1 protein-coding gene is annotated in these 1,219 nt (G+C 65.5%); it reads right to left on the minus strand.

The genetic code is table 11. From position 1 onward, the window contains the following. Positions 1-1,219: Ig-like domain-containing protein (locus NKI99_RS33745; RefSeq protein ID WP_352613746.1), on the minus strand; the 1,219-nt coding region annotated here is incomplete at both ends.

A 1,219-nucleotide genomic window follows, 5' to 3' on the forward strand; every position in this document is an offset into this window, starting at 1 on the left:
CCGTCGCATTGGCGGCCAGATTCGTCTCGTCGACCGTCAGTACCGGCTGCGCCGTTGCCGAGGGCGTGATCGACGGGCCGTCATCATTGAAGGTAACGGTCAGCGTGCCTGCTGCCGTCGAGCCGTCGGCATCGGTGATCACATAGCCGAGATCGACCGTCGCATTGTTCTCATCGTTCGGGCCCTGTGCCTGCAGCACATTGTCGACCAGCGTCACCGTATAGGCGCCGGTTGCCGGGTCGGTCACATGCACCGTGAACAGGACGCCGCGCGGACCTGTCGCCGTCAGCGTGTCGTTGCCGGCGTCCCAGCTGTAGGTCACGTTCTCCTGGCCGACCGTGCCGTTGGTGCCATCGAGCGTCGCGAATGAGAAGCCGTTGGCGCCGGCGCCGTCGCCGCCGAGGCTGCCGCCGAGCGTGCCGTTGTAGGTCGCTTCACTGGCGCTGAGCGGAACCTCGCCCGCATTGGCATCGATGTCCCCTGTCGTGCTCGCCGCATTGCCGCCGGCAAGGCCGTCATCATCGACCGTGGCAGTAGCCGTGCCGCTCGTCGGCGTGTTGGCGTCCGTCACGACGAAGCTTATGCCGGCCGTCGACGTGTCGCCGTCGCCGTCCGTTACGGTATAGATTGCAGAAGCCGCACCCGTGCCAAAAACCGAATTGTCGGCGGTGAACGAGTAGTGACCGTCGGCCATGACCTTGATCAAGCCATCGCCGATGTCGATTGGCTGCGAGTAACCGTCGCCGCCGAAGACAAGGGTCGTAGCGCCGATATGCGTCACCGTGGCGCCGTCGGCGCCGGCGACGAAGTCCAAAGTGCCAGTGATCGTCGCGCCTTCGGCAACGTTCTGCGAAGGCTCGGCGGAAGCCGTCGGCACGTCGTCGGACACCGTCACGTTGACGGTGCCGGTTGCCTGGTCGCCGTCCGTATCGGTGGCGACCAGGCCGACATGGCCCAGATTGACCAGGTCGTCGGCGTTGATGCCGGGATGTGCGTCGTAATTGTTGTTCAGCGTCGCCGTCACGGTCGCCACGTTGTTGGCAACCGACAGATCCAGCGTCACCACCGTCACGGCGCCGTCCTTGCCCACGACCTGGGTGTCCGAGACCCTGGTCCAGGTCAGGTTCGCGGTGTTCAGGCCCGTCAGATCGGTGCCGAAGGCGATCGAGGCGATCGCATCCGAGCCCGGCGTGAAGGTGATCGAGTTCGCGGCGAAGTC

The organism is Mesorhizobium sp. M0239 (assembly GCF_040321815.1).
Taxonomy (GTDB): domain Bacteria; phylum Pseudomonadota; class Alphaproteobacteria; order Rhizobiales; family Rhizobiaceae; genus Mesorhizobium.